The 2,909-nt window shown below is 43.9% G+C and carries 3 protein-coding genes; 1 reads left to right on the top strand and 2 read right to left on the bottom strand.

Annotation, left to right across the window (positions count from 1 at the left end; all coding sequences use genetic code 11):
• Positions 1 to 125 precede the first annotated feature (125 nt).
• Positions 126 to 470 (top strand): hypothetical protein, encoded by a 345-nt coding sequence (locus tag ACSZPU_RS24770; RefSeq protein WP_499004238.1) that lies wholly within the window; start codon positions 126 to 128, stop codon positions 468 to 470.
• A gap of 350 nt (positions 471 to 820) precedes the next feature.
• Here the strand turns inward: ACSZPU_RS24770 and ACSZPU_RS24765 are convergent, their stop codons facing one another.
• Complete coding sequence (locus ACSZPU_RS24765; protein WP_499004236.1) at positions 821 to 1,516, bottom strand: hypothetical protein; 696 nt, start codon at positions 1,514 to 1,516, stop codon at positions 821 to 823.
• Positions 1,513 to 1,950, bottom strand: a complete 438-nt coding sequence (locus ACSZPU_RS24760) for a DUF5675 family protein (protein WP_499004235.1) — start codon at positions 1,948 to 1,950, stop codon at positions 1,513 to 1,515. Before ACSZPU_RS24760 ends, ACSZPU_RS24765 begins: the two co-directional genes overlap by 4 nt.
• Positions 1,951 to 2,909 lie beyond the last annotated feature (959 nt).

Genomic DNA, 2,909 nt, shown 5'->3' with positions numbered 1-2,909 from the left:
ACAGCTCAGCTAAGGTAAGGCTAATACAGCTAAGGACTCCACTGAACCCCACCGATTAAATCGCACCTTCCTTAACTTACCGTGAGCACTACAGCGTCAGAGATTTTAAGTCGATACTTCAGCATTTGCAGTCTCTGACGTCTGATGCTGGGGACTGTATTCTGATTGTCAGCGGTGAGTTTATTTCCGATGCGTTAGTTGAACTGCAACTCAGGGGCAATGGCAGGCAGCTGACAGAAAACTGTGAATGTGTATGTTTAACCACGCCTGGTGAGCAGGTGAATTTTGCTCTGCTTGTCAGTCGAGGCATATTTGGTCAGCTTGGTATTTACCGTTACCCTGATGACTCACTTTTTGCCACTTCCTTTCTTGAGTCCAGAGAAGATCCGCTTCAGGGGGAACTCATAACTGTATTTGATATGGAAATCGCCTTCCGGGGTATAGGGTTGGCCCGGTTTAAGTCTGAATGATTTTAAGGCGTTGCGTTTCCTCGGACCAGTGATGCCGTGGTCTTCAGGTAGGGGGGCAGATTGGAAATCGTAAATTTTTGTACGTTAAGCGCATTATTTAACCAGTAGAGGTCGTAAGGGGTGATTTAGCGTCAGTGGCTATCGCTTTTAAGTTAACGCTCTTACCGTATTGCATTTAGGTTATCCAGTTAGACAAAATCCACGGGAAACGGCGTATAGCGCGGAAGTACACTCTAATGTGATGTGCAGGCCTGTTCAGAAAACAAGCCTGCCGTACAATAATTCTCTATTCCAAACTGCCCCCTATATGAGCAGTGGCAATGACTGATCACTCGCGATGTAGTGCGTTATCAGTTCAGTGGTGTCAGAGCGCTTAGTCTAACAAACCCACGTTTGTTGCTCAGATTCCCTTTTTTCGCTTCGTCGTAAACTGCTACATAGATCCACGCTTTATCGACGGTTCTGATTTTAGCCAGCGTTTCATTACTGTTGACCGAAGCCAAATCTGACGCTGTTTCACTGGCTTCGCTTTTCAGGGATAACGTCTTTTCACCCTCTTTCAACTGATACAACACGAGATAAGGCGTATCTGATCCACAGCCGCCAAAATCCTGAGTCATCATATCGTCAGCGTTTAGCGCAGCATTATCCGGCCGGAATGACAGCAGATCGGCTTTATAGTTATCTGCGTTGCACTCCATATAGTTAACCACAGCAGGTACTTTAATCGTACCGGGTTGGTTAACGTACCACTCTTTAAAGGTAAAGAAGTTATCCGGGATATTCTTAAAATTCTTTTTGATAAATGCGATCTTCTGCGCTTCACTACCTTTAACAGTAATATCAATTATTTTGTTATCTTTCTTTTTATTACCCAGAGAAAAATAGCGAAACTCTAACTCTGGCGTATTGACCGTTGCATCAGCATTCCAGTTCAGTTGCCAGTAAGCCTGGAGTACTCCGTTTTTTATTTCCACTGCCGCCATTGCGCGAAGAGAGAACACAGCGAGAAAAATAAAGAACATCAAGCTGGTGTGTTTTTTCATTTTTTGCAATCCACGTAGCATGAGGTGATTAATACATTAAAATTTTCTATCCCTTTATCAACCATCAATTGCTTAATCTCTTCATATAACCCCATACTTTGCCCTATTCTGTCATCTCCTTTTGACTTCCCAGGCAATAAACAACCATCCGTGTCGGCGGGAACGTTGCCTGGATGGATAAGTATAGCGCGACTTGAGGGTACGCTCGCATTGAACAAATTAGGTAATGGACTGAATTTCCGCAATTTGCTGCTGGCATGCCATTTCAGGCTATAGGAGCCGTCAGGGATTCTTTTACGTAAATTTGATTTCGTCGTATCCGGCCCTGGGCGTTCCAGAAAATAACCGGAGATTTCAGTGCCGGATATCGAGAATTCACTTGTTGTTGAATTTTCGCTCTGCCATAAACGTTTGATGAAAATAGTGTAAGACATAATTATTTATTCCATCCTGTTTTTATTGCTCTTTCAATTGTACGTATCATATGAAAGAAATCCATATTTCATTATTCCGGATCAAACAAAATGAGTAGTTGGGATTATTCCTATAAGGGGTTTGGGGCGAACCCACGCCGTTACTGAAAATACTTTTCTGCCAACTGTCAAAAAGGCAGACAGGAGCTCGAGCAGTACGCTGTGCGACCCAGAATGTGCCGCAGGCACATACCGGCGGAAAACAGGCTTAAAATGGCGCTATGGTTACATCCGCCAGAGGACCCGGCGAAGCCGGCAACATGCCAGCCTGTGGCTGGTAACCCCTCATCCCCACCGGGTCATAACCCTCTTTCAGAGCCGAAGAGCGTTATGTGCGCGGTCAGAGTGATCACGTCGAAGCTTTGCCGGAGACGGGGTGTATCTCCTCGTTAGCGTCCCGTAGGGACTCTTACGAGCGTGTTAAGCGATACGGGGGGCAGTTTGGAAATCAGAAAACTTTGTACGTTAAGCTCATTATTTAACCAGTGTAATGCCCAAAGCATTGGTTTTTTTAGTCATAATTCATCGCTATTTCGGTATAGTATTTAGATTATTCGATTAGAAAAAATCCTCACCAGATGGCGTATAGCGCGGAGTACACCCTACTGAGATGTGTAGGCATGTTCAGAAAATAGGCCTACCGAACAATAATTCTCTATATCCAAACTGCCCCTTGCTTGACAAAATGTCATTTAATTGTATTTTTATAGCGTATTGAAATTTTTGATAACTCTACATTTTGGTAAGAATCATGTGAAGAATTAAGGGATAATATTAAGGAAGGTGCGATTAATTCGATGGGAACCATTTTTTCGTCCTGTCATCGTATAGTAAATGAACAAAGAACTGAACCGCCCCGGTTTTCCTGGAGAGTATTTTAGTTGGGAACTCAGGCTGCCAGATCCTTATTCCCGATGGAA

The sequence above is a fragment of the Phytobacter sp. V69 genome, from assembly GCF_965644215.1.
GTDB lineage: Bacteria > Pseudomonadota > Gammaproteobacteria > Enterobacterales > Enterobacteriaceae > Phytobacter.
Note: the sequence above shows the minus strand (reverse complement) of the source record. Positions and strands in the feature narration are given on the sequence as shown.

Excerpts from the sequence above, each read along its gene's own strand:
- ACSZPU_RS24760 (WP_499004235.1), bottom strand. The coding sequence starts at position 1,950 with ATGTCTTACACTATTTTCATCAAACGTTTATGGCAGAGCGAAAATTCA.
- ACSZPU_RS24765 (WP_499004236.1), bottom strand. The coding sequence starts at position 1,516 with ATGAAAAAACACACCAGCTTGATGTTCTTTATTTTTCTCGCTGTGTTC.